Annotated in this window: 20 protein-coding genes; 8 read left to right on the plus strand and 12 right to left on the minus strand. The window is 40.4% G+C overall.

Features of this window, described 5'->3' with window-relative positions:
- The first annotated feature begins 193 nt into the window (after positions 1–193).
- Both LXL81_RS00075 and metF read left to right on the plus strand, forming a co-directional pair.
- A complete protein-coding gene (locus LXL81_RS00075) occupies positions 194–661 on the plus strand; it encodes a GNAT family N-acetyltransferase (RefSeq protein ID WP_234644664.1) in 468 nt (155 codons plus the stop codon).
- 408 nt (positions 662–1,069) lie between these two features.
- Entirely contained in the window at positions 1,070–2,026 is a 957-nt protein-coding gene (gene metF, locus LXL81_RS00080) for a methylenetetrahydrofolate reductase [NAD(P)H] (RefSeq protein ID WP_234644665.1), read from the plus strand.
- A 9-nt stretch (positions 2,027–2,035) separates the two neighbouring features.
- Here the strand turns inward: metF and LXL81_RS00085 are convergent, their stop codons facing one another.
- Positions 2,036–2,356, minus strand: a complete 321-nt coding sequence (locus LXL81_RS00085; protein ID WP_194122881.1) for a heavy metal-binding domain-containing protein — start codon at positions 2,354–2,356, stop codon at positions 2,036–2,038.
- A 160-nt stretch (positions 2,357–2,516) separates the two neighbouring features.
- Between LXL81_RS00085 and LXL81_RS00090 the strand changes: the two genes are divergently transcribed.
- Entirely contained in the window at positions 2,517–3,092 is a 576-nt protein-coding gene (locus LXL81_RS00090; RefSeq protein WP_234644666.1) for a nitroreductase, read from the plus strand.
- 135 nt (positions 3,093–3,227) lie between these two features.
- Complete coding sequence (locus LXL81_RS00095) at positions 3,228–4,193, plus strand: ABC transporter ATP-binding protein (RefSeq protein ID WP_234644667.1); 966 nt, start codon at positions 3,228–3,230, stop codon at positions 4,191–4,193.
- Between the two features lie 7 nt (positions 4,194–4,200).
- Here the strand turns inward: LXL81_RS00095 and LXL81_RS00100 are convergent, their stop codons facing one another.
- The 6 genes from LXL81_RS00100 to LXL81_RS00125 form a co-directional block, all read right to left on the minus strand.
- Entirely contained in the window at positions 4,201–6,711 is a 2,511-nt protein-coding gene (locus LXL81_RS00100; RefSeq protein WP_234644668.1) for a DUF5686 and carboxypeptidase-like regulatory domain-containing protein, read from the minus strand.
- 37 nt (positions 6,712–6,748) lie between these two features.
- Complete coding sequence (locus LXL81_RS00105; RefSeq protein ID WP_310589535.1) at positions 6,749–7,396, minus strand: ElyC/SanA/YdcF family protein; 648 nt, start codon at positions 7,394–7,396, stop codon at positions 6,749–6,751.
- A gap of 159 nt (positions 7,397–7,555) precedes the next feature.
- A complete protein-coding gene (locus tag LXL81_RS00110) occupies positions 7,556–10,297 on the minus strand; it encodes a DNA gyrase/topoisomerase IV subunit A (RefSeq protein ID WP_234644669.1) in 2,742 nt (913 codons plus the stop codon).
- Between the two features lie 177 nt (positions 10,298–10,474).
- Complete coding sequence (locus LXL81_RS00115) at positions 10,475–11,119, minus strand: CoA pyrophosphatase (protein ID WP_234644670.1); 645 nt, start codon at positions 11,117–11,119, stop codon at positions 10,475–10,477.
- 146 nt (positions 11,120–11,265) lie between these two features.
- The gene (locus LXL81_RS00120; RefSeq protein ID WP_234644671.1) at positions 11,266–12,843 is read right to left on the minus strand and encodes an NAD(P)/FAD-dependent oxidoreductase; all 1,578 of its coding nucleotides are present in this window, start codon (positions 12,841–12,843) and stop codon (positions 11,266–11,268) included.
- 99 nt (positions 12,844–12,942) lie between these two features.
- Positions 12,943–14,352, minus strand: coding sequence for a hypothetical protein (locus LXL81_RS00125; RefSeq protein ID WP_234644672.1), 1,410 nt, complete (start codon positions 14,350–14,352; stop codon positions 12,943–12,945).
- A gap of 217 nt (positions 14,353–14,569) precedes the next feature.
- On the opposite strand from LXL81_RS00125, the gene LXL81_RS00130 reads away from it, so the two are divergent.
- From LXL81_RS00130 to LXL81_RS00140, 3 genes are all read left to right on the plus strand, one after another.
- On the plus strand, positions 14,570–16,408 hold the full coding sequence (locus LXL81_RS00130; RefSeq protein ID WP_234644673.1) for a glycoside hydrolase family 9 protein: 1,839 nt from the start codon (positions 14,570–14,572) through the stop codon (positions 16,406–16,408).
- A 93-nt stretch (positions 16,409–16,501) separates the two neighbouring features.
- Positions 16,502–17,422, plus strand: a complete 921-nt coding sequence (locus LXL81_RS00135) for a sugar phosphate isomerase/epimerase (protein WP_234644674.1) — start codon at positions 16,502–16,504, stop codon at positions 17,420–17,422.
- A gap of 103 nt (positions 17,423–17,525) precedes the next feature.
- Positions 17,526–18,689 carry an acyl-CoA dehydrogenase family protein gene (locus LXL81_RS00140; protein WP_234644675.1) on the plus strand — a complete coding sequence of 388 codons (1,164 nt, stop codon included), beginning with the start codon at positions 17,526–17,528 and terminating at the stop codon, positions 18,687–18,689.
- On the opposite strand, the gene LXL81_RS00145 is transcribed toward LXL81_RS00140, so the two are convergent.
- The 3 genes from LXL81_RS00145 to LXL81_RS00155 form a co-directional block, all read right to left on the minus strand.
- Positions 18,682–19,596: a sterol desaturase family protein gene (locus LXL81_RS00145; RefSeq protein WP_234644676.1), complete on the minus strand. Its 915-nt coding sequence runs from the start codon at positions 19,594–19,596 to the stop codon at positions 18,682–18,684. The two genes, LXL81_RS00140 and LXL81_RS00145, sit on opposite strands and share 8 nt — an antisense overlap.
- Before the next feature lie 266 nt (positions 19,597–19,862).
- On the minus strand, positions 19,863–21,353 hold the full coding sequence (locus LXL81_RS00150; protein ID WP_234644677.1) for a helix-turn-helix domain-containing protein: 1,491 nt from the start codon (positions 21,351–21,353) through the stop codon (positions 19,863–19,865).
- 201 nt (positions 21,354–21,554) lie between these two features.
- Complete coding sequence (locus LXL81_RS00155; protein WP_234644678.1) at positions 21,555–22,217, minus strand: porin family protein; 663 nt, start codon at positions 22,215–22,217, stop codon at positions 21,555–21,557.
- Positions 22,218–22,595: 378 nt separating this feature from the next.
- On the opposite strand from LXL81_RS00155, the gene leuS reads away from it, so the two are divergent.
- On the plus strand, positions 22,596–25,421 hold the full coding sequence (leuS, locus tag LXL81_RS00160) for a leucine--tRNA ligase (protein WP_234644679.1): 2,826 nt from the start codon (positions 22,596–22,598) through the stop codon (positions 25,419–25,421).
- 64 nt (positions 25,422–25,485) lie between these two features.
- On the opposite strand, the gene LXL81_RS00165 is transcribed toward leuS, so the two are convergent.
- Both LXL81_RS00165 and LXL81_RS00170 read right to left on the minus strand, forming a co-directional pair.
- Positions 25,486–25,866: a T9SS type A sorting domain-containing protein gene (locus LXL81_RS00165; protein ID WP_234644680.1), complete on the minus strand. Its 381-nt coding sequence runs from the start codon at positions 25,864–25,866 to the stop codon at positions 25,486–25,488.
- Positions 25,867–26,253: 387 nt separating this feature from the next.
- Positions 26,254–26,499, minus strand: a complete 246-nt coding sequence (locus LXL81_RS00170) for a helix-turn-helix domain-containing protein (protein ID WP_234644681.1) — start codon at positions 26,497–26,499, stop codon at positions 26,254–26,256.
- Positions 26,500–26,687: the final 188 nt, after the last annotated feature.

The following is a 26,687-nucleotide window of genomic DNA, read 5'->3' on the forward strand; positions in this document are numbered from 1 at the left end:
TTCGAATCAAATTAATATTTAAAAAGGAAATTTATTTTGTCCCGATTTAGTATTAATAATCTGATAAACAGATATTTAAAATAGTGTCTGAGTTTTAGCCGGCGGCATACCGGCCACGAATAATTTGCAAAAATACAAAAGACTATGAAACTCAGGCAAAAATAAGAACCTTTCAATCTCTTTTTACTTAAAAATGAATCAAAAATTACATTGGGATATCAAAACCTTCGATGCCCTTTCGAACCATGACCTATACGAATTACTGCGTTTGAGAAATGAGGTTTTTATCGTAGAACAAAACTGTATATTTCCTGACCTGGATGGAAAAGATCAGAAATGCCATCATTTGCTTGGTTCAGAAAACGGTGTTTTAATGGCATATGCGCGGATTGTTCCGCCCGGAATTTCCTATGAATATCCATCAATCGGGCGGGTTTTGGTTTCGCCGCCGGGGAGAGGAAAAATGTATGGTATTGAGTTGATGGAAATGTCGATCGCCAGCCTGGAAGAAATCTATGGAAAATCAACGATTCGGATTGGTGCGCAACTTTATTTAAAAAAATTCTATGGCTCATTCCAGTTTGAGCAGTCTGGCGAAATCTATGTGGAAGACGGAATCGATCATATAGAAATGACAAGAATATCTGATTTTGTGGAATAATGGGATACGCGATTGGTCAATATGTGGAAAAATTCGTCAGGCACGCAGTTTCTTTTTTGATGATATAACGCTCATTTAGAATCTTCTGTTTGTAGAAAGTATCGCCAGATTGCGTGTTACGGTACTAATCGGCTATAAATTATAAATGCCTGACCATATTTAATTTTAATGCCGCTTTAATAAATCTCTGGCACGAAATTTTAACTGGTAGAAGTCAGTCAAGCAAACTGCAACTCGTATCTGACGCCTGTCAGCTTTACTTTGCAGTTTTGACGAACACTGATAGAGGAGGGTTTACGTGGAATGGCCTACTGTTATGCGGTAGGCCATTTTTTTGTTTTATAGGTTGGTTAGGTAGTATAAATGGTGTTCTTTTGTAAACGCATACGCAAACAAAGAACCTAGTACATGACCAAAGTTACCGACTACATCAGCCAGGCTCAGGGCAAAACACTCTTTTCAATTGAGATCATCCCACCTATTAAAGGTCAGAATATAACAGAATTATTAAATTCCATTGAACCGTTAATGGAATTTAAACCGCCCTTCGTTGACGTTACTTATCACAGAGAGGAACTTATTGATGTAAAAGGGCAAAACGGCCTGATCGAAAGAATCCCAATCCGTAAACGTCCGGGCACGGTTGGTATCTGCGCGCGATTGATGGAGCGGTTTAAAGTTGATGCCGTTCCTCATGTGATCTGCGGCGGTTTTACCAAAGATGAAACGGAAGATGTTTTGTTTGATCTGCATTATCTGGGTATCGATAATGTGCTTGTTTTGCGCGGAGATCCTGAAAAATCAGCAGGTGTTTTTAAAGCAAAACTAGGTGGCCACAGTTATGCTTCCGAGTTGGTAGTTCAGGTTGACAATATGAATAAGGGCGTTTTGCTTCATGCTGAAACAGAAGCTGCTCATACCAATTTTTGTATCGGCATAGCCGGATATCCTGAAAAACATCTTGATGCAGAAAGTCTGGATTCAGATTTTGAATATCTGAAAAGAAAAATTGACCTGGGTGCAAATTATATTGTTACACAAATGTTTTTTGATAACCAGAAGTATTTCCGTTTTGTCGACCGTTGCCGCGCAGAAGGAATTACTGTTCCGATTATTCCCGGTTTGAAACCATTGGCTACCAAAAGACAATTAACAGTACTGGCAGATATTTTCCACCTGGAATTCCCACAGGAACTTGTGAAGGAAGCCGAGAAATGCGCTACCGATAAGGAAGTGCGTCAGTTAGGTATTGAATGGGGTGTCCAGCAATGCAAGGAATTGATCGAATATGGCGTTCCCGTTCTGCATTTTTATACCATGGGAAAATCGGACAACGTTGCTCAGATCGCTGCAAGAGTTTTCTGATCCGTTATATTATTCCAGACAAACGGCGGTACCGTTGCAGCTCACCATCAGCATGGAACCACTGCCGCCGATTGTTTCAAAATCAAGGTCAACGCCAATAACCGCGTGGGCACCCAAACGTTGAGCCTGATCCATCATTTCACGTAATGCAATGCTTTTGGCTTCACGAAGACTTTGCTCATAAGCACTGGAACGACCGCCAACTACGTCGCGCACGTTAGCCATAAAATCCTTGACAATATTGGCTCCAATGATGGCTTCACCATTCACAAGGCCAATATATTTTATGATTTTTTTACCTTCAATGTTTGGGGTAGTAGTAACAAGCATGTAGATATTAGTTAGTTAAAGGTTTGAAGTTATTCAGATAACGGGCACAATTTACAGTTTTTTGACGTAGTCATGTAATAATTACTATTTCAACGGTTAACAGGGCTTTTATTTAGCTTTCAGACATTTTAAACGGATAAATTAATCAAAAGCAAATTTCATGAGTAGCGTTATAGATTCAATAAATCAGGTCATTCGTACCCGTCGCAGCATATTTCCTCCAAGTTATATTGACAAGGAAATTCCAAAGGAATTAATCGAAACCATTTTAGAAAATGCCAATTTTGCTCCTACACATAAACTGACCGAGCCATGGCGTTTCAGGGTTTTTACAGGATCAGGACTGGAAAAATTAGCGGATCATATGGGTGAGGCTTATAGAGCGAACACCAAACCTGAAACCTTCTCAGCGGCAAAGTTCGAGGGAGCCAGATCTAAATCATTGAAATCCGCAGCAGTTATTGCAATCATCATGGAAACCCATGCGGAAAAAATACCGGAATGGGAAGAAGTGGCAGCCGTGGCCTGTGCTGTTCAAAATATGTGGCTGACTGCCACGGCTAATAATATCGGAGCCTATTGGAGCAGTCCGGCTGTGAATGATGCTTTGAAATCTTTTTTAGCATTGAAGGAAAATCAAAAATGTATCGGATTTTTCTATATGGGTTATCACAATACAGGTGAAATCCCGGTTCGACGGACGCCAATTGCTGACAAGGTTACCTGGATTGATTAATGGCAGTCGGCTTTCGGCAGTCAGCTATCAGACTTTAAATGATCCGAAATCGTTAAAATTTCCAACATCTGACTGCTGATGGCCGACAGCCGAAGTAAATATTTTCTCAACATTTCTTCACTTCAAATATCTTCAATGTCTCTTCTTCGCGCTGATTCTGTATCAAAAAAATTCGACTCTAAAACTGTTTTATCAGATGTTTCACTGGAATTAAATCCGGGTGAATGGTTGGGGATTCTGGGCGAGAGCGGATCAGGGAAGAGTACGTTTTTGAGAATTCTTGGCAGATTTATGGATGCTGATCTGGGCGATGTTTTTTTTAAGGAAGAAAAATTGACTTCTGTAAAAGGAGAATTAATTCCCGGTCATAATGCTATAAAACTGATCCATCAGGAATTTGAGCTTTTTCCAAACCAGACAGTAGAAGAGAATATTTCATACTCCTTGCGTTTTTATGAGCCGGACTATCGTAAAAAGAAGGTTGAGGAATTGTTAAAGATTACCGGTTTGTCAAATGTCCGTGGACAGAAAGCAAAACTTTTGTCAGGTGGTGAAAAACAGCGGACAGCCATTGCCAAATCGCTGGCGGAGCAACCGGATGTATTATTGCTGGACGAACCTTTTGCGCATCTCGACAATAGAAATCGCCGGATTTTGGCGGAGGCCATTGAGCAAATGAGACAGGAACAGGATATGGCCTGCATATTTGTTACCCACGAAGCTTCGGATGCACTGGCGTGGTCAGACAAGATTGCAGTTTTAAGAGATGGAAAGGTAATCCAGTTTGGAACGCCGCAGGAAGTCTATAATCAACCCATTGATGGTTACGTTGCAGAATTGACAGGCGATATCAATTGGCTGGGCGAAAATCCCGAGCTGAAAAAATTTTTCATCAGACCGGAAAAAGTCAAACGTACCAAATTTCAGGAAAAAAGTAAATGGACAGGCATTGTCGAAGCGATTCGTTTTCATGGAAATCATTGGGAAATCCGGTGTGCCAACAAAAATGGATTATTGGTTTTCTATCGAAATAAAAAAGATATAGAAATTGGTGAAGAAGTTTTTCTGACTTATTCCGGCAAAGATTTACGGACGATTTAGAAATAACCTATAAGCTGAACCAGAATGAGATCTTCAAAGCAAAAGGTGTCACATTCGGATTGTTTTTATAGGTAAGCCGGTGAATCGCATCGATCCGGCCAAACTTGAAAATGTTGTCAATTCCATAACCCAATTCCAGATAAGGCGTATTTCCCAGTTCATTAAATGTCTGAATCGGATTTCCCTCCGCATCCACCGACGAAGCAAGTGCCAGGTTTTTCTTGCTAACCTGTCCGTAAAAAACCCGTCCCGTTGCCAGTAATCTCCATTTCAATTTTCTTACAGCAGGTATACGGTTCAGGATAAATCCTTCATCATTATGTTCCACCCGCAATGTCAGATAACGATCACTGATGAATTCGAAATATTTCATCAGGTTAAATGCATTATCAACATAAAATAAAGATTCATTACCCAAAGGTGTGTATAACAGCGTGTAAGGAATGGTTGAAGGTATATATCCGAGTGTAAGATTATAATAGGTACGACCAAAAACACCTGCACGGAAAGTTTGTTTCACATTAACGGCAAACTTGTGATAATTGAAATCGCCTTGCAGAAAATTCTTCATCCCCATGGTATACCGGAAGGTAAAAGCAGGTGAATTCCCGGTTCCCATACTGATACGTTCATTATCGTTTTGCAGGAATGTTTCGTTGCCGGCAAGCCGGGTTTCGACATTCAGTTCGGTAATTTCATACTTACTTTTCAATGGAGAATCTGCTCCGAGCTGTGGCTGGGAGCGATAGGCAAAATCGAATAAAGGATCAAAAGTCCGGTGGCGGAGCTGTACGTTTGCGGTAAATCCTTTTACAATTTCTCTTCGAAAATACATAGAAACATCTTCCTGATAATAAGCTCGTCTGAAAGTCCCGAATCTTGAAAAAGCACCGAAAAGCGTATTTGTCCCAATGGTTTCAGCCGAAAGACCTAATCTTTCCAGATCTTTTGAATAGGAAATTCCGGCCATTGTCCATGGTTTTCGTGAGAAAATATGGTCAATCCCACCGCCATATTTGAACTTCTGGTCTTTGAAACCATAGGCACCATAACCACTTACAATCCATTTCCGACTGAATCCCGGATCAGTTTTAAATCCCAGTCTCAGGCGGTTTCCCTCAATGTTGTTATTGGCGTATAAAAACAAATAGGGCCCGATATCAATATTCCATTTGTCAACTCTTTTATACCCGTTTACAAAGATATTCAGTATCTCCGTGTACGTTTTTACAACAGGCAGGACTTTCAAAGAATCAACAAGCTGAAAACTCAGCCGTTCAGATTTGGAGAGAGATTCCGGTCGGCTTTTATTCCAGAACGTGGAATCATGAACCATATAATCCTCTTTCAACTCAATGGCTGAGTCGAAAAATTTCGGTCCTTTGGGTACATTCAGTTTGTAGTTTGAATTGGAAGAATAAAACTTTAATAACAATCCAGCCGTTTGTTTTGTCGGTTCATCAACATCGATCAGTACACGGGTTTTGGTCGGAACCCAGGTACTGTCATCATCAAAAAGATCATAGGAAGTCTGGATCTTGATTCTTTCAATGAAGTTTAAATTCGCTTTTTTGCCAACATTTGCATCCATCTGCGTTAATGCATATGTTTTTCCGTCAATCCAGAATGACCCGCTAAAAGCAAGATCCTGTTCCTGGCGCGGCTCAAAATCAATCTGGTAATCGTAGTTCGTACCGTTTGAAATACTGTCCGCGAGATAATAATCATAGTACAGTTTCCAGCTATCCGAAATCGGAGAAATGAAATCTTTTTCGAGGACATTCAGCCAGTTATTATAAAAGTTATACTGCTGAAAAGAAGAACCAACGATTTGTGAAACAAAACTTCCGTCGGTCAAACCAACGCCGGAGACTTTTGTTTTGTTAATTATTTCTTTTTTCTTCTTAGGATCTCTTCTGAAATAGACATTGGAAACGGACTCAGAAATGAAAATCGGAATAACCGTTTGTCCGTCATCACCTTTCACCTCGTCATATTTATCGACAATATGCGTCATCTTTTTCACCGACCGCCGGTTTCTGAATTTCTCTGAAAGGTTATCAATATCGATCTGGATCTTGTTATAACTTTCATATTCATAGGCATCCAGATTTTCCGAATTATTCTTTTTTCGATTGGCTACAATCTTGCGCATGATCGCCCAGGCCGGATTTTCTCCGGCATATATTTTTACTTCCCTGAGCTGCAATGCACCAGGTGTAAGCTGAACATCAATGGTTTGCGTTACTGTATCGGCAATGGCTTTACTTTTTGTGGTATAGCCAATGTAAGTAACAAGAATAGAATCGGCGGGAGGCGTGAAGGTCAGTGTGTAAAATCCGTCGAAATTTGTCGTAGTACCGGATGGCGTATTTTTTATACCGATATTAGCAAAAGGAACAGGATCACCTGAAGTCGCATCGGTTATTCTACCCTTTATAGTATGCGTGTTTTGTGCGAAAGATCGGACAGATAGTAGTATTATTACAAAAATGATGATTGGTCTAATTACTTTCATATGGCATATCTCCGGTGAGTAAAATCTTTCGCTTCGTTCAGGGTCCTTTTTTCTTTTTTATCTCAACATTAGACGTAACATCTGCTTTTGGTCTCAAAATATGTACGTCAAGAACTGCTTTTGGTCTCGCCAGATATTCCCGAACCAGCGTACGGATGGAATAACCATCCGGAACATCCTGTGCAGCAAATGATATGGCATTAATGCCCTCGTTGTGTGCAATGTACAGGGCCCTCGCATTGTGGAAATTTTGTGAAATAACCGTAAAGTTATCCTGGTTAAAAACCTCCTTACAACGCACTACCGAATCAAATGTCCGGAAGCCGGCATAATCCAGAGTCATCACATTTTCCGGAATTCCCAAATTGAGCAGGGCTCTTTGCATATCCAGCGGCTCATTATAATAGGGTGAGTCGTTGTTTCCGCTCAAAATAATATACTTGATCTTACCTTCCTTGAAAAGTCGTGCCGTAGCTTCCATGCGGTATTTGAAGAACAGATTCTCTTTTCCTCTTTCGGTATTTCTGCTTGTTCCCAAAACCAGTGCGACGTCGTTGGAGGGAAGATCATTAATTGAAAAATAGTTATACTGTTTGGTACAATGCACAACCCAGAAATTGCACAGCAGGATAAAGACCAGGCTGGCAAAGAGAAGGGCAATAACTAATTTTATCAATTTTTTCACGAGAATCCTTAAAGTTAACCTCTAAGTTGATGTATATATTATGAGGGTATTGCAAATCTTCCACAGTTTGTCGTTTTATTTTCTATACGCGTGCAACATGGTATTTTGTTGCTGGTGGTCGAAAATCGTTTGAATAACATATGCGTTTAAAAGCACATGTTATTCAAACAGACCTAGTTGTGATTTTGGATCAGTGCCTTTTTTTGGTTCCTTCTTTGGTTTGGAATCATCCTGGGTCTCCTCGTCCTTCGTATTTTCCGATTCAGTTTCCTCCGTATTTATTTCAGATTCGCTGCTTTCAGATTCCTGTATTTCACTATCTTCTTTTGCCTCACTATCACCTTCTTCGGTTTCATGATGCAGATCAGGAATGTCGATAACCAACTCATCTTCCACTAAAACGGCAAGAGATTCGAGCCAGCGTATTTCTTTGTATTTATCAATGGATAATTTATAACCCATCGCTTTCCAGCCTCTTACATCAACAAGATCTTCCACCACAAATTCTTCATGAAGCTGATCACGCTTTTCATTTTTAGCATGAATAACCTCAAAACGAGGACGTTTGTCGGCAGAGGCAAGAATCAGCTTACTGTTTTTCGCATCACTGATAAAATGGAATTTCTTATCCAGTGATGAAGTTTCTATCGTGAAACGTTTGATGAAATAATGTTTTTGTCCACCGTCATAATACAAAGCCGTAACCGGAAGTTTGGGATCAAACTTTTTCACCAGTAAAACTTCGTTGGAAACATAATGGTTGGTGAGGTCAAAGTTGGTAAGCTCGTAAGAACCTTCTTTGTAAATAACGAGGATACTATCCGTTGATCCGAAATTACCCAGATATTCTCCGCGTTCATCACGGTTCAAGCGGCCGATGATTGGATCAAACCACATATCAACACCACCCAAAGTAGAGCGGCCGGCCTGTTTCATTACAATTTTACGAACCGGGTATTTTGTCAGAATATTTCCCATTGCACTCCGGTTTTTTATCAAAAGGTCTGCAAAGTTGAAATCAAACTGTTTCACTTTTGCTTTGCTCTGAGCCGTAAGACTGACGGTAATAATCTCGGCTTCACCATTTTCATTGGAAGTGAAATAGGTGATTTTAGATTTTGGCGTTCCTTGTGTCAAATCATATTCTCTGTCACGCGTTACAGCTGTAACCTGGAATCTTTTGATGTAGGAAACACCGGTTTTTCCATCAAGATAAGTAAGGTTATATACCTTCCGCTCATCATTTTTAAGGAAAACAGCGCAGTATATAATATCTTTCCCAACAAAGATTTTATCCTGAACCTTTGTAACCAAACATTTTCCGTCGGCTCTGAAAACGATGATATCATCAATGTCAGAACAATCCATGACGTACTCATCTTTTTTCAAACCAGAACCAATAAAACCTTCTGCACGGTTGACATAAAGTTTTTGGTTATTGGCAGCGACAACATTGGCAGAAATCTGGTTGAAGGCTCTGATCTCGGTTCTTCTTTCTCTGCCTTTTCCGTATTTCTTTAAAAGATCTTTAAAATAATCGATAGCAAAACGGGTGATATTGGCCAGGTTGTCTTCCGTTTCCGCAAGTTCTTCCTGCCATTTCCGCATCAGTTCGTCTGCCTTATATCCGTCATATTTTGAAATACGTTTGATCCGGATTTCGGTCAGTTCAACGATATCTTCGTCTGTAATTTCTCTGTAAAATTGGGGTTTAAAAGGTTCCAGTCCTTTATCGATCGTCCGGATTACATCTTCAAATGTTTCACATTCTTCAATATCCCGGTAAATTCGATTTTCAATAAATATTTTTTCCAGCGAGCCATACAGGATTTTTTCAAGTAAGGCCAGTCTTCTGATTTCCAGTTCACGTTTTAAAAGATGAACTGTTTGCTGTGTATTGTAACGTAAAATATCAGTAACACCGACAAAATGAGGTTTGTCCTCAATAATGACACAGGCGTTTGGAGAAATGGAAACTTCACATTCCGTAAACGCATAAAGCGCATCAATCGTAATATCCGGCGAAACGCCTGGCGCAAGATGCACCTGGATCTCAACATCGGCAGCGGTGTTATCAATAACTTTTTTAATCTTGATCTTTCCGCCATCATTCGCTTTGATGATGGAATCGATCAAAGAAGATGTGGTAGTGCCAAAAGGGATATCCCGGATAACAAGCATTTTCTTGTCTTCCTCTTCAATCTTCGCCCTGACCCGGACTTTTCCACTACGATGACCATCGCCATAATTGGACACATCAATTTGTCCGCCGGTAAGGAAATCAGGATAAATGACAACTTCCTTGCCTTGCAGAATATCTACGGAAGCCTCTATCAGCTCGCAAAAATTGTGCGGCAATATTTTGGTTGAAAGTCCAACCGCAATTCCTTCCACACCCAGCGACAACAAAAGTGGAAATTTTACCGGGAGCGTAACCGGCTCACGTTTCCGGCCATCATAAGATAACTGCCATTCGGTGGTATCACTATTAAAAACAATTTCTTTGGAAAATCTTGAAAGGCGCACTTCAATATAACGCGCTGCCGCAGCCCGGTCGCCGGTGCGTAAATCGCCCCAGTTTCCCTGCGTGTCGAAAAGAAGTTCTTTTTGTCCAAGGTTTACTATGGCATCGTTAATGGAGGCATCACCATGCGGGTGATATTGCATGGTTGATCCAATCACGTTGGCAACTTTGTTGAAGCGGCCATCGTCCATTTCATTCAGTGCATGCATAATCCTGCGCTGAACCGGCTTCAGACCGTCTTCAATCGCAGGTACTGCACGTTCCAGAATTACATAAGATGCATAATCAAGAAACCAACTTTCGTAAAGGCCCGAGACGGGTAACTGACTGTGTAATTCGCTATCTTCTACGTTAGGCGTAGCTCCGTTTTCGTCCATAAATTGAGGCGGAAACTAAGGGTTTATATGCTGTAAAAATTTTAGTAAGATCAGCCTCTTATCGGATTTCCGCACATGGATAATCGATTTTTTCAGGATTAAAATGCACGAAGAACGCCGGGAGGCATCGATGAAAATACTCGCTAATATACGAATAAAAGGGATTATTTCCCAGTTTCAGACTTCCAAATCTACGGTACCGATGACGGACAGAAGTTCACTGATCATCATCGCGGTTGCTCCCCAGATCTTGTATCCGTTTACTTCATAATGTGGCGCAGTAATTTGTACGCCGCGTATCTGGATTTCACTGCTGCCGATAATGGATGCGTCAGAGATTTCTCTCAGTTTGATCTGAAAAATATCTTCAACTTCTCTCGGATCAGGATAAAAATCAGGGCGATAGGGGATTGTGGCCACCACCGGCAAAACATAAAAATTGCTGGCAGGAATGTACAGCTCAGTTAATATGCCAAGCACTTTTACATCATTTAAACGTAACCCGATTTCTTCCTGCGCTTCCCTGAGTGCTGTCCGGATAAGATTTTCATCCGTTTTTTCATAACGCCCGCCCGGAAAAGCAACCTGGCCGGAATGTACGCCGTCATAAGCCGGACGCAAAATCAGTGGAAAATAGATTTCTTTTCCATAAGGATAAAACAAAATCAGTACGGCACTTTTTCGGGTTCTTTCGTTGGGCTTGACAGTAAATCTCAATTTGGAGGTTGACTGCATGACCTGATGTGCAGATTCACCGGGAAGCGGATCTTTTAATTTTTTATATATTTCATTCGAGAAAACCTGGAAAGATCTCTGAGCCATAGAGGCGAGTATTATTTAATTTTGATTGGTGTCGGTATTTTTTAACAGCAGAAGTTCAATGCTTCACGCATTTTAATAACGTTCCACGAAAGATTCTGGTGTTTGAACAATGATACTAAATATTTTGATGGAAGCCAAACCGTTAATTATGCTGAAGCGTATAGCCCGACAAGTTGTTCTGCACATCTTTGTCCATCCATCGCAGCCGACATAATTCCGCCCGCATATCCCGCGCCTTCCCCGCAAGGGAAAAGTCCTTTCAAAACCGGATGTTCACAGGTATCACGTTCTCTTGGGATTCTGACGGGTGAAGAAGTCCGGCTTTCTACCCCGATTAATTGTGCTTCTTCCGATAAATATCCTTTCATTTTTCTGCCAAAATCTGAAAAAGCATCTCTTAAAGGGAAAGCAATATTGGGTGGTAAAACTTCATACAAATCGACTGGCGTTATACCTGGCTGATAAGAAGTTTCCCGAAGCTCACCTGACATTTTTTTATTTACAAAATCCGTAACAAGTTGTGCGGGTGCCGCTTGTGTTTCGCCAGCGTATTTACATGCGGCCTGTTCAACTTCTTTTTGATATTGTAAACCAGCCAGTGCGCCAAATTCTTTATATGGAAGCAAATCTATATCCTCAATGGAAACTACAATTCCCGAATTGGCATAGGCTGAATCTCTGCGGGAAGGCGACATCCCGTTCACTACTACTTCTCCGGATGCTGTTGCAGCGGGAACAATAAATCCGCCCGGACACATGCAAAATGAGAAAACACCACGCTGAACGCCCTGGTAACGGGTTTGTGTGACAAGACTATATGAAGCAGCCGGCAGATAAGGTCCGCGGTCAGTCTGGCAGTGATATTGGATCTGGTCGATTACGCTTTGGGGATGTTCAATACGAACGCCCATCGCAAAGGATTTACTTTCAATCAGAATATTCCGCTGATCAAGCAATTCATAAATATCTCTGGCAGAATGACCTGTGGCCAGAATTACGCCAATTCCGGTATGCTCGGTTTTATCATCTGTTACAACACCTTTCAGCGTATTTCCTTCTAATATGAAATCAGTAACCTTGGTATCAAAATGAATTTCTCCGCCAGCTTCCAGAATGCTTTTACGCATTTCTGAAACCACCATCGGAAGTTTGTTCGTACCAATATGCGGATGCGTATCAATCAGGATTTGTTCGTTGGCGCCATGGCCTACAAATATTTCCAGAACCCTGCGAAGGTCGCCACGTTTGTTAGAACGTGTATACAATTTCCCATCCGAATAAGTACCGGCTCCGCCTTCTCCAAAACAATAATTGGATTCAGGATTTACGATATGCTCCTTATTAATGGCAGCCAGGTCCCGCCTTCTTGCCCGCACATCCTTTCCGCGTTCAAAAAGTATGGGTTTAATACCAAGTTCAATCAACCGTAAAGCTGCAAACATACCAGCCGGACCGCAGCCCACGATCAGAGCCTGTGGACGATTGCTAACATCCGGATATTCCAACGGTGTTTCAATCAGCGAAGGCGGCTTTTCATTCACATAAACTTCTGCCTGAACATTCACTTTCACCTGACGGCTCCGCGCATCGATAGACTGACGGGTTTTCCTGATAAATGGTTGATCAGTAATCCGAAGATTAAGTTTTTTATTGATATACTGACGAAAAGCGTCATCATCCAGAGCGATCTCCGGCAAGAGTGTAAGTATAAGATTGTGCTGCATTTTTAGAAAGGGATTTATCCTTTAATCATGCAAATGTAAGAATTTTAATATTTAAACCCGATCAAAAATCAAGGAAGGCTTTTGACCGGGTTTGGAGAACTATTTGACTTTTGACATTTCAGCGGCGTAATTACTAATATTGATTAATGGTATCTGAGCCCGATAACTGCTGTTCAAAACCTTGATCACTTCATTTGCCAAGACCGCCTGCCCAATGGCCGAAGGATAGATGCCGTCGGCAGAAAAGAAATTTCCATTTGGGTAGGATGGATCAATTTTGAAGCCGTCATCAGAAACGTAATTTCCGGCCAGGATTTTTTTGTACACAGCATAAAAATCGACCAGTGGCTGATTATATTGTTTTGACCACATGAGCAATAGCTCGTTATATTGTTCTGGTTTTGAGATTTCACTTTTTCGGATCACATCTTCATCAGTAAGATAAGCAGATTTAAAATTGCCGTTATAAATACTGACTACATTTGCAGTTGGAAGAAATATAACATCTGCTGTTGCTGCTGTGGGTGTTGAAGCATCGCTGGCCTGGATACCAATTTGCTTACCTGTTTTCCTGATCAGATTTTCATAAGTATACCATTTGAAATATGGAAAATCAAGCACTTCAGGCACCGTGGCTAATACTGATTTTGTTCCTTTTTCTTTCATATAATTGAGAATTTGTCGTTCCCAGGCAAATTCACTTCCACCGAATAATCCACTTCCGCCGCCACGCAAATTATTCAAAATATAAACATCAGTTCCTGTTTCAAATAAAGCTATTTCTGGTTTGATAGTCTTGGTGTAATCCCACGCAGAATTATATCCGGTTCCAACATACCGGCTGAAAAGCGATGCATTTACATAACCGTTCACCCACAAATAATTGGTATTTGAAAGATAGGCGGGCTGTGGATTATTGAGGTAGAAATTATTCTTATAGGCCAGTTCTTGCGCCGGGTCTGCAGCGAATATATTGCGGCCGCCAAAAGGAGCAGAAAAATTGTCCGTGTTTTTTCCCGTATAAGGTTTCATTAGTGTAGAGCCTTTTTCGGTATAAACCAGATTATTGGTGACCTCGTTGAAAACAGGAATTGTTCCGGTATTGCTCTTGACAAGATAACCTGTGCCATTGCCGTTTTCTTTTTCAAAAAGAGCCTGGTCAAAATCAGCGAGACCCATTTGGCGGGCAACCAGATTTGGATATGCAGTCAGCTGTCCCTGACGGTACAAACCACCATCACGATAGCCAGCTTCGACGCCTTCGCCAATAGAAATCATCAAAGGCTCGGTCGTAGAATTCGTTTTAAGATCGCCAAGATTTACAGAGCCGACGGCAGGTGCCCAGGAAAATGAAGGATCCGCTTTGACAGGCACTGAGATTTCGCCTGATTTTAGTGGGTTTTCAACATCTGTCGCCACCGTTGGTGACTCATTATCATTTTTATCTTTACAGCTTATTATATTAAGCAGAAGGCAAATGATGAAGGTAAGGACGGAGAATTTTTTCATGACTATCTATGGTTTACGTGAGTAGTATTATTAGTGTATTAAAAGTGACTAAAAATATTATTATTACCAAAAAACAGAATTAAATATTATGAAAATCAGTCGTTTAACAATTAATGTATATTATAAACGAGTTAAAAGATTAACATTTTTATGGCCAGATATTTTGCAAAGCAAATTTTGCACGATATTGTATTAAACTTTAACTCCTAAACTCAATATGACATTTCTTTCCAAGCAAAAATGGATCACTCCGTTTTTCCTGATTTTCTTCCCTTTTTTCCTGAATGCCCAATCCACAAAAATCCTGACCAATCATATTGGTTATGAAGATTCAAAAGCAAAAAAGGCCATAATCATTAGTGATAAAAAAACGGATTTTTCCAGTTTTCAAGTGGTGGAGACGGAAACCGGTAAAGTCGCATTTTCAGGAAAACCTGTATTCAGCGGGCCTGTGAATAAATGGAAAAACTGGTTGTTCTGGACAGTTGATTTCAGCTCGTTTTCCAAAAAAGGTAACTATATCATTAAAGCGGTAAGCGCGGGTAATACCATTGCTTCTTTTCCCTTTATTATTGATAAAAATGTTTTGGAGCAATCCACGCTTTCCAATGTCGTCTATTATTTTAAAGGGCAGCGAAGTTCTGGTTTATTAGATAAAGCAGACCGGAATTTGATACTATCCGGCCATCCAAAAGATACCATTGATGCGCATGGCGGCTGGTATGATGCCACGGGTGATTATGGAAAACATTTATCACACCTCACATTTTCATCTTTTTTCAACCCGCAACAAATATCGCTGACGGCCTGGTCACTTTTCAAAACATATCAACAATCAGCGCTAAGAAAAGGAAATGATTTTCGCCAGTATAAAAGAAGATTAATGGATGAGGCCATGTATGGCGCCGATTATCTGGTTCGGATGCAGGCCAGAGACGGATCTTTTTATCGGTCTGTTTCCGCGCCCGGTGCCGGGAAATTTGCAAAAGACAGAAGGATCCGGGCGGAAGATCAGAGTTACAGGATCAAAAAAACGGAAGGTCAGTCGTTTAGTGACAGCGACAAATCGGATGACCTGAAAAAATATCAGGTAAGTTATCGTTCGGGTGGTGGTGTAAGCATTGCTGCTTTGGCCATGGCTTCGGCATATGATTCGTCGGGTGATTTTACAAATAAAGATTACCTTTTAGCGGCCGAAAAAGCATTTGATTTTTTGGAAAAACATAATGTTGAAATGACCAATGATGGCAAGGAAAACATTGTAGATGATTATTGTGCATTAAGCGCTGCCACGGAATTATTTAAAGCAACGGGAAAAGAAGTTTACGCAAAAGCCGCTGCCAAACGTGCTGATCAGCTGATTTCAAGACTAACTTCCGGAAACAGGCAAACAAATTACTGGCGCGCGGACGATCAGGATCGCCCGTTTTTTCATCCATCAGATGCAGGGTTTCCGATTGCCAGTCTGACCTATTATTATCCCGTAGCCCCCGCCGCAGAACAAGCCAGAATTAAAGCGACTATCAGAAAATCTTTGGTGCATGAACTGGAAGTTACCGGAGAAGTAAATAATCCGTTTGGTTATAGTCGGCAGCTTGTGCAGGATACCATTGGAAACAGACGCACAACGTTTTTCTTTCCGCATGGCAGCGATGCCTCGCCCTGGTGGCAGGGAGAAAATGCAAGACTGGCGTCCATAGCAGCCGCCGCCAGACTTGCGGCTCCGTTATTCAGGGAAGATAAAACATTTAAAACCAGCCTGGAAACTTTCGCGCTGGATCAGCTGAACTGGATTTTGGGTTTAAACCCTTACGATGCCAGTATGCTTCATGGTTCTGGTCATAATAATCCGGCTTACGGGTTTTTCGGGACTTTTGAATATACCAATGCGCCTGGTGGAATTGCAAACGGAATTACGTCCGGATTAAACAATGAAGATGATATTGATTTCAACTTATCATATGCCAAAACGGGCGTGGATAACGACTGGCGGTGGGCCGAGCAGTGGCTTCCCCATGCCGCCTGGTATATGCTGGCCATTTCAATCAATGAATAGCTTTTGGTGATTAGCTTGACAAAACATGGTAAGTATGATTTAAATCTGGCTTTATGTTTAAAAGCATAACTTCTGTTTTAAAACATAAATAGTATGAAGTCTAACCGTCGTCAGTTTATAAATTCAGCTGCCATGTTAACTGGCTCTGCTATGCTTCCGGATTTTGTTTTTTCAAAGGAAAATTTAAAATCATTTCCAATTTCCTGTAATCAATATGACTGGATAACTTTTTATCAGCGGGAGGGGAAAGACTGGTTTGCAGATCTGGACGCATCCCTGGCCGATTTTGCATCAACGGGAATCACAGCCTATGAACCCGGCCTGAATACGGTTGAAGATGTGAAAAAGCTGATTCCATTACTGCAAAAACATAAACTTTCAATGCCATCGGTTTATGTCAACAGCTCTTTGCATGAGCATGATGAAGGACAGAAATCAATACAGACAGTCTTGTCTATTGCTGATATGCTGAAACAAACCGATACCAAAATTGTCGTTACAAATCCTAACCCGATCCAGTGGGGAGGACAGCAAAATAAATCTGATACCCAACTTTCCGAACAGGCCAGGAATCTGGATTTGTTGGGAGCGGAGCTGAAAAAGCGTGGAATGACTTTGGCGTATCACACGCATGACGTTGAACTACGTGCGGCTGGTCGTGAGTTTCATCATATGCTTTTGGCTACTAAGCCACAGAATGTTTCGCTTTGTCTGGATGTCCATTGGGTCTACCGCGGCGCTGGTGATTCGCAGATTGCTTTATTTGATATTGTTAAACTCTACGGGCAAAGGATCGTTGAATTGCATCTGAGGCAATCCAAAGAAGGAATCTGGCAGGAGACTTTTGGCGAAGGGGATATTGACTATAAACTTTTAATGAAGCGATTAACGGAAATAAATGTCAAACCGCATTTTGTTTTGGAGCAATGTCTGGAAAAAACATCACCGAAAACAATGAATGCAGCGGAGGCGCATAAAATTGACTTGAAATATGTTTCCGAAATTATTGGTTGATTAAACCCAACATTTTATAATTTCCGGTCAGGCTTTGGTAAGGTTTTTTTTCAATTGAAAAATTGATAAGTTTCAAATTCTTCTCCACTTAAATGAATGGCTTATGCTGACTACCGACTTTTTTCAAATAGAAGAATTACTCACGCCGGAACAGCGTTTGATTACCCAGGTTGTTAAGGAATTTACAGATATTGAAATAAAACCTGTCATTGAGGGATATGCGCAGCGGGCAGAATTCCCTTTGCAATTCGTAAAAAAGTTTGGAGAACTTGGCGTTTTTGGTCCAACAATCCCGAGAGAATATGGCGGTGGGGGACTGGATTATGTAAGTTATGGATTAATGTGTCAGGAAATCGAGCGGGGAGATTCTTCCATGCGGTCGACGGTTTCTGTGCAAAGTTCGCTGGTGATGTGGCCAATCTATCAGTTTGGTTCGGAAGAGCAGAAACAAAAATATTTACCAGGTTTGGCATCAGGAGAAATACTGGGATGCTTTGGTTTGACGGAGCCCGACCATGGCTCTGATCCGGGTGGGTTGAAAACCTATTTTTCCAAAACACAGGGTGGTTATATATTGAACGGATCAAAAATGTGGATTTCCAATGCTCCATTTGCCGATATCGCAATTGTATGGGCCAGGAATGAAGACGGGCGTGTACAAGGTGTGATTGTGGAAAGGGGAATGGAAGGGTTTACAACACCAACAATTCATGGAAAATGGTCGTTGCGTGCAAGTGCTACCGGCGAACTGGTTTTTAATAAAGTGCTTATTCCAAAAGAGAATATTTTGCCTGATGCCTTGGGTTTAAAAGCTGCTTTGCAATGTCTGGATCATGCCCGTTATGGTGTGGCCTGGGGAGGAATTGGGGTGGCGCTGGATTGTTATGAAACTGCTTTGAGATATTCCGGCGAAAGATTTCAATTTAATAAACCAATCAGTTCTTTTCAGCTGGTTCAGAAAAAGCTGGCAGAAATGCTTACCGAAATTACAAAAGCGCAATTGCTGGCCTGGCGTCTGGGGATTTTAATGAATGAAGGAAGAGCAACAACGACGCAAATTTCGATGGCAAAAAGAAATAATGTAGAAATGGCTCTGATGGTTGCCCGGGATGCCCGTCAAATTTTGGGTGCAATGGGTATTACGGATTCATTTCCGATTATGCGCCACATGATGAACCTCGAATCTGTGACAACCTATGAAGGAACACACGATATTCATCTGCTGATTTTAGGCGCAGAAATTACAGGAAATCCTGCTTTTAAATAGTGATTTCTTCGGAAGGGCTGTTTTTAAGAATTTCTTTTTGAAGCTCTTTGCTGGTTTGCCTGGAACCATCAGGCGACCAGCCAGGTGCTTTAATCAAATATTTAAGCTTGGTTTTGAAATCAACCGGCTGCTCAAAATCTTTTTTGATCTCCTTCCATTCATGAAAAACGGTTTCAGTCAAACCATCCGTTTCCGTATTCTTGGTCAGTCCGTAACGTGGCGGGACGGACGGTATTTCTTCCTGAAAAGTACCAAATATCCTGTCCCAGATAATTAGGCACATGCCCATATTTTTGTCCAGATATTGAACATTACTGGCATGATGAACGCGGTGATGAGAAGGAGTAACCAAAATATATTCCAGCCAGCCCAGTTTATCTACATATTCCGTGTGGACAATGATGCCATAAATTTGCGTCAGGGAATACATAATCACGATATCGGCCGGATTAAAACCGATCAATACCAGAGGAATGAAGTATACAAAACGATATAATGGTTGAAAAACCGACGAGCGAAAACCTGTTGTCAGATTGAAATGCTCCGAAGAATGATGCGTCACATGAACGGCCCAGAAAAGACGGCTGTGATGATCCACATAATGTAAGGTATAAAACGTTAAATCTTCAAAAAGAAACAAGGCGATCCAATAAACGTATGGATTTGCGATAGGTTCTATGATCCGGACATTGTAAAACCAGATCAATATACCAACATAAACTGCACGAAAAAGAAGATCAATGCCACCATTAAGCAGCATCAGAGCTGCGTTGGTGAAGGTATCTTTTAAGGTATAAGAAACTCTGTGGGAACGATACGTTATAAATATTTCCAGACAGATCAGGGAAATATAAAATGGCGTAGAAAGTTTTAAAAGAAGATCTTCAAATGCGTAGGTACCTGGCATAATGTCTGCAAATATTTTACAAAGATAGGATGGAAGGGTAACGTAACATGATAATCTCTTTTTTTTAAGAATATTCTAATAAATCCGTAATTGATATTCAATTGACAATTCCTGAATAATCAGTATGGATAATGCCATGTTCTTTTCAAACAATAATAAGTTTTTTTTCTCAGAATTCGTTCCTTAACAGATTAATAAGGATTTTATTAATATAAAATGAGTTTAAATATTTCTCCTGAAAATGGTTTAATCGTAACTTTTCCAGCCTAATTAATCAATCTTCGCAATGCTTTTCTTAGCTCTTCATTTTTGTGTTTTTTCTGTAAAATGACCGGCGCGGCGATTCGCTCCTTACAGTCGAAAAGAGAGCAGCGCTCACATGTTTCATTTACATCTCTTGAAGGAATTGAAGGGTCATCCAAAAACTTTATTGTTTTATGGGTCTGCTCGTCGAGATAAACGCCCATGGAAACACTTACGTTCAGATTAGGTGTTGTGGCTGTCGGCTGTGCAAAACTGATAATCAGATAATTGTCCTGTGTGTCTATGTATCTGGATTTCTGTGCTTTACAGAGGGTATTGACGTAAGTTTTATTCTGCACCGATTCTGCCAGATCATTCAAAACCGTCAGTGCGATCCATCTTCTGCAATAATGTTCATCCTTTACCGTATGCGGATTATGCTTGCGGGAAATGTGCATTTCCTTTGTCATTTCGAAAAGATTCTGACCGGCAAAGTTATTAAACCTGGAAAAGAAGATCTGTTTGATACCGAAATGAGTTGGCAAAACATTGCTTAACCGATAACAGAAAGATTCAGGTGTGGTATTAAAAGCCTCGACCAGCGCGACCAATTTCTCAGGTTGCCAGGTAGTAAGCTCAAAAAAATCTTTTAATTCAGGGATTAGTAAGCTGCGTTTAATAATGACTGCGCTGGCAAAATAAGACGCTTTGAAATTGTTCAATAATTGTTCAAAAGATTCTGCTTCTACAAGAGCCGTAGTATGCAGCCTGTTTTTCAATTTGAGATAAACATATCCGATTTCACGTCCATAAATAAATGCACGTTGTACAGACGAAAGATGGACATTGATAAGTAGACGATTTCCCTGTGGCCGGGTAATTGTTAAAGACCTGACACTGGCAAATTCAGGATTTTGTTTTTCATTGATATTCTCAATTTTGTAATTGTATTCAGTTTTAAGTACTTCGGCCAGATAAGTTTCGTCCAGTAATTTATCAGCCGGAACGCCTCTTTCTTCCATAAATCTTTCCGCTTCCAGCTCAATATCTTCAAAACAATTGTCATGCATTTCCTGATAAGTACGCAGGGCAGAAAAATAGAATTTCTCTACTGACATATTATAGTTCCGTGCAATTTCAATGAGCGTACCTACAAATGCGCTGATCTTGGTTGGCGCGTCTGACAATAATTCCAGCAAACTGGCCGGATCAATTCCGAAAAGTTCGAGCGGGAGCTCGGTAAGAATATTTGAGCTTAGTAATTCAGAGATCGGTTCAAGCCTTTTGCTGAGCTTTAATGAAACCAGAGTGTCATAATCAACATCCATCGCCCCGGCAAGCGCAATGATTTTATCTGATTTGGGATACTTTTTTCCTTTTTCAATTTCATTAATATAAGAAATAGACAACCCCGACTTTTGGGAAAGTTCATTCAGTGACAGCCCCTTATCAAGCCGAAGCTGTTTTAATTTTAATCCAAAAACCAGTCGTACGTTGTCGGTATTTAAAGCCACGTTTTATTTAGTAGGTTGATTTAATTGAAATAAAATGTCTCAATTTGAATAATTTTATTTCAAAATTACTTTATCCGTAGCAATTCCCTAGTCAACAAAATAAATAAAGCCTGATATTAGTGATTCAATCAATTTGACAAAACAAAAAGGGCCATTCGATTGAATGGCCCTTCTAAATATTTCTTTTAACTCTGACTCAGATCAGAAAATTGCAAAGCCCAAAGTAGCCTGGAACAAGTTGCTTTTTTTACCAAACTGAGATGCAGTTGTAGCATTGTTATAATTTATCTTAACAATATCGTTGAAGTTTCCTTCATAACGTACATCAAGACTCAAACGTCCAAAGTCAAAACCTACACCTGCCTGGTATCCGAAAGCAAGACGATTATTGAAGTCAGCTTTTGAATCAGAATTGGTAGCCTGATCAAATGAATCACTAAGTTTACCATTATTGGACAGACGATAAGAAGCCATTGGACCTGCATTGATACGGAAGAATTTCGCAATACGAACACCGAATAACACCGGCACATCAAGATTAGAGAATCTTACGTCAACTTTACCGTCATTTACTGAATTGTCGAAGTTAAATTTTGCACCCTTCTGAGAAAGCAAAACTTCTGGCTGAACATAAAAATTACGTCCAAAACGGAAAAATACACCACCTGCAAACCCTAACGTACGATCAGAATTATCTTTAAAATTGAAAGCATTCGAACCTGAACCCAAAGCCAAATCATTTCCATTTACATTGGATAAATTCGCTCCTGCCTTAACACCAAAACGAAAAGCCGGATCATATTGTGCTGACGCTGAAAAGCTAATTCCAATTGCGCAGAGTGCGATTAATAGTACCTTTTTCATAATCTGTTTTTAATTTGTTGATGAACTATAATTGGTTACAGTAATGATTTGTAAAAAAGCTATGCCCTAGGTTTAATGGGTGCTGCGGATCAAAATGTGTGAATTTCTTTCTACAAGCCATATTTGTAACTTTAAGCATATGATTTTTATTGAAATCAGTTAGTATACAAGGAAATAGCGATTTGGTCACATTTTAAAATAGGATCATAACAAGATGGAAAAGTTGTAAAGTGTTAATAATCATGAAAAATGGCTCCATATTTCTTACGAAAAAAATGAGATCAGGTGGGGCAAAAGAGGGACGAATACAATCAAAAGCACTATTTTTGCGGGCTGTAAAGGCCAAAGGTTAATTTTAGACTAAATTGTTGAGAAAGAATGAGTGAATATAGTCATCGGGAAATTGAGAAGAAATGGCAGAGTTTTTGGGAAACCAATGAGGTTTATCGTGTAGAAAATGCGTCAGATCTTCCCAAATATTATGTTTTGGATATGTTTCCGTATCCTTCCGGTGCTGGTTTGCACGTAGGGCACCCGCTGGGATATATCGCTTCTGATATTTATTCGAGATACAAACGCCTGAAAGGTTTCAACGTTTTGCACCCGATGGGTTTTGATAGTTTCGGTCTTCCGGCTGAGCAATATGCTATCCAGACCGGCCAGCATCCGGCAATTACTACGGAGCAAAACATTACCCGATATATTGAACAATTAAAAAATCTGGGTTTTAGCTATGACTGGAGTCGTGAAGTGCGTACTTCGGATCCGTCATATTATAAATGGACACAATGGATTTTTACCGAGCTTTTTGAAAGCTGGTATAATAACGATGCGCAAAAAGCGGAAAGAATTGAAACTCTTGTTGCGATATTTGAAAAAGATGGTAATCAAAATGTAAATGCTGCTTGTGATGAAGATATTCCCTCTTTCACAGCTGAGGAGTGGAATTCATGGTCGGAAGAGGAGCAATATAAGATCACACTGAAATACAGGCTTACCTATGTGGCCGATGCCACTGTGAACTGGTGCCCGGGTTTAGGTTCTGTTTTGTCAAATGATGAAGTAAAAGACGGCGTTTCCGAACGTGGCGGATTTCCGGTGATCCAGAAACTGATGCGTCAGTGGATGATGCGGATCACGGCCTATTCCCAAAGACTTTTGGACGGGCTGGATCAGGTAGACTGGACGGAATCTTTGAAAGAACAGCAGAGAAACTGGATCGGCCGTTCGGTTGGTGCTTTGGTTAAATTTCCGGTGGCTACGTCCAAAGATGGCGAAGCGGGTGAAGAAACGATCACTGTTTTCACAACCCGTGTTGATACCATCTACGGAGTTTCTTTTATGGTGATCGCGCCCGAGCATGAACTTGTGGATGTCATTACTACGGCTGAACAAAGAGCGGATATTGATGCTTATATCGATTTGACAAAAAAACGTTCGGAGCGTGACAGGACAAGTGATGTGAAAACCGTCTCTGGTGCGTTCACAGGTGCTTATGCGATTAATCCATTTAACGACGAAAAAATCCCGGTTTACATCGCAGATTATGTTTTGGCGGGTTATGGAACTGGTGCCGTCATGGCCGTTCCGTCTGGTGATCAGCGCGACTGGAATTTTGCAAAACATTTCGATCTTCCAATTATCCCGATCCTTGATTCGCAAAAGGAAATTGACGTTCAGGCTGATAATACCAAAGAAGGGAAATATATCAATTCCGGTATGATCAACGGTCTGACTTTCCATGAAGCTAATAAAGTTTTGATACAGTGGCTGGAAGAAAAAGGTGTTGGGAAAGGGAAAATCAATTATCGTTTGCGTGATGCCGTTTTCAGCCGTCAGCGCTACTGGGGTGAACCTGTTCCTGTTTTCTATAAAAGTGACAGTACTGGCGAACCGTTACCCTATTTATTAAAAGAAGAAGAATTGCCGCTGAATTTGCCGGCAGTTGATAAATATTTGCCAACAGAATCAGGTGAGCCGCCATTAGGCCGTGCAGCCGGTTGGGCGCATGGAAGCGGAAACGGATATGAGCTTAGTACCATGCCCGGATGGGCGGGAAGCAGCTGGTACTGGTACCGTTACATGGATGCAAAAAATGAAAATGAATTTGCATCAAAAGAAGCGATTGATTATTGGAGAAATGTCGATTTGTATATCGGTGGAACGGAACATGCCACAGGACATTTGTTGTACAGCCGGTTTTGGAATAAATTCCTGAAAGACAGAGGTTTTGTGCCGGAAGAAGAGCCGTTCAAAAAACTGATTAATCAGGGAATGATTCAGGGAAGAAGCAGTTTTGTATATCGTGTCAAAAGTGATGAATACAGTAAACCTGTTTTTGTAAGTGCCGGATTGAAATCTCAGTATGAAGTTTCGGCTTTACACGTGGATGTAAATATTGTGGAAAATGACATTCTGGATATTGAAAAATTCAAAGCATCACGACTTGATATAGCCGGTGAAAATGCTGAATTTATTCTGGAAGACGGGAAATATCATTGTGGCGTGGAGGTTGAGAAAATGTCAAAATCCAAATTTAACGTTGTAAACCCTGATGATATCGTTCTGAAATACGGAGCTGATACCTTGCGACTTTATGAAATGTTCCTTGGTCCATTGGAACAGGCAAAACCGTGGAATACGAATGGAATTGATGGAACTTACCGTTTCATCCGTAAATTCTGGCGTTTGTTTTATAACGATCAGGGGCAATGGCTTGTAAAAGACGAGCCTGCAAAACCGGAAGAATTGCGCGTTTTGCATAAAACGATCAAGAAAATTGAAGAAGATATTGAGCATTTTTCTTTCAATACAGGCGTGAGTGCCTTCATGATGTGTGTGAATGAACTGGGAAGTTTGAAATGCAACAAGAGAGCAATTTTGCAGGAACTTGTAATTCTGATTTCACCTTATGCGCCGCATTTGAGTGAGGAGCTCTGGGATGCATTGGGTAATGAAAAAGGAACTGTTTCAAAAGCTGCTTTTCCAAAGTGGGAACAGCAATATGTTGTGGATGCGATTTTCGAATATCCGATCCAGATCAACGGTAAAGTGCGTGTAACTTTGCCATTTGCCCTGGATACCGCAGCAACAGAAATTGAAAAAGAAGTACTTGCCAATGAAATTGTGATCAAATGGCTCGACGGAAATACGCCTAAAAAGGTGATCGTAGTTCCAAAACGTATAGTGAATGTAGTTATGTAAAAAATAAGAAAGCAGGAATGGGGCCACCAGGTCATTTGATTCCTGCTTTCATTTTTTCAAAGCCTTAGTTAACGGTAATTGCACGTTCAGTAGTTTTTTCGGTTAACTGTAAAACTTTTGTTTGTTTTTCGCCTTTGCTCGAAATTTCAATGAGGTAATTTCCACTTTTCAATTGGTTGACGTCAATCTCACGTCTCAATTTTTTGGCAGCTCTACCGGCAGTTTCTTTATAAACAATATTGCCATTTGAATCCTGAAATAGGATGGCGGTAGCTGCATTATTGTACTTGTCAATATTGATTTTGATCTTTCCATCTCTGGAAGCATAGATACCAGAATCAAAACCGGTAACTTTTTTTACTTCTTTGTCTTCTGCGTTTGCAGAGAAAATTGTAGTGGCAGATAGTACAAATGCGATGATTGCGGAAGTGAATGTAATTTTCATGGCTAATAGAATTTAAAGTTTTTTGATTGATTGTTCTTAAAGAACATGATAAAGGTAAGGGTTATGCTAGGTACTATGCAATGCAAAGTACATGAGTGGCAAAATTCTGAATTGAACGGTTAAAAGGATGATTTCTGCTACTTGTAGAATTAAAAAACGCAAAAATCCGGTTCTTTAAAACAATTTCTGTTTTTTAGAACCGGATTTAAGTGTGTGTAAAATGGTAAGTAGTGTTAAAAAGCTTGTTGATGAAGTGTTTAAAAAGTGTGTGTAAAAGGTATGCCTAACTTTAATGATGTGTGTATAATGTGATTTTAGTTTTTTTGTTGAAATTCTCTATGTAGACGTTAGATCATTAGAAGCGTCACACGGGAGATAGAATTTTTTTTAAGGCATCTCCCAGGATAATAGTTCAGTAAGCGACATGCCGAAGAATTTTGCTATCAATGCCGCTCTTCCGATGGTCAGGCTTGTGTCGCCTGTTTCTATTTTGCTATATGCCGTCTGGCTAAGACCGATTTCACGGGCTATGATCTCTTGTTTATAACCGCGTAAATGGCGAAGTTTCCTGATTCTCCTTCCGATGGTTTCCAGATTTTCTTCCCTTAGTTCCGACTTATTAGTATTTTCCATAACCAAGAATTATCTATGCTACATTTGATTAGACTATTCTGATTTTAATGGGTCACTTAGTAAAATCGTGAATTGACATTATTTTGGCTTGTTTTGCTCTCTTAACCGGAATTGGATTAGAATATTCCATATTTGATTGAAAAACATCAAAATAGTAGGATGTTTTCTACAATTGTTGACGTTGAAAA

Source organism: Dyadobacter sp. CY356, assembly GCF_021440195.1.
Lineage (GTDB): Bacteria > Bacteroidota > Bacteroidia > Cytophagales > Spirosomataceae > Dyadobacter.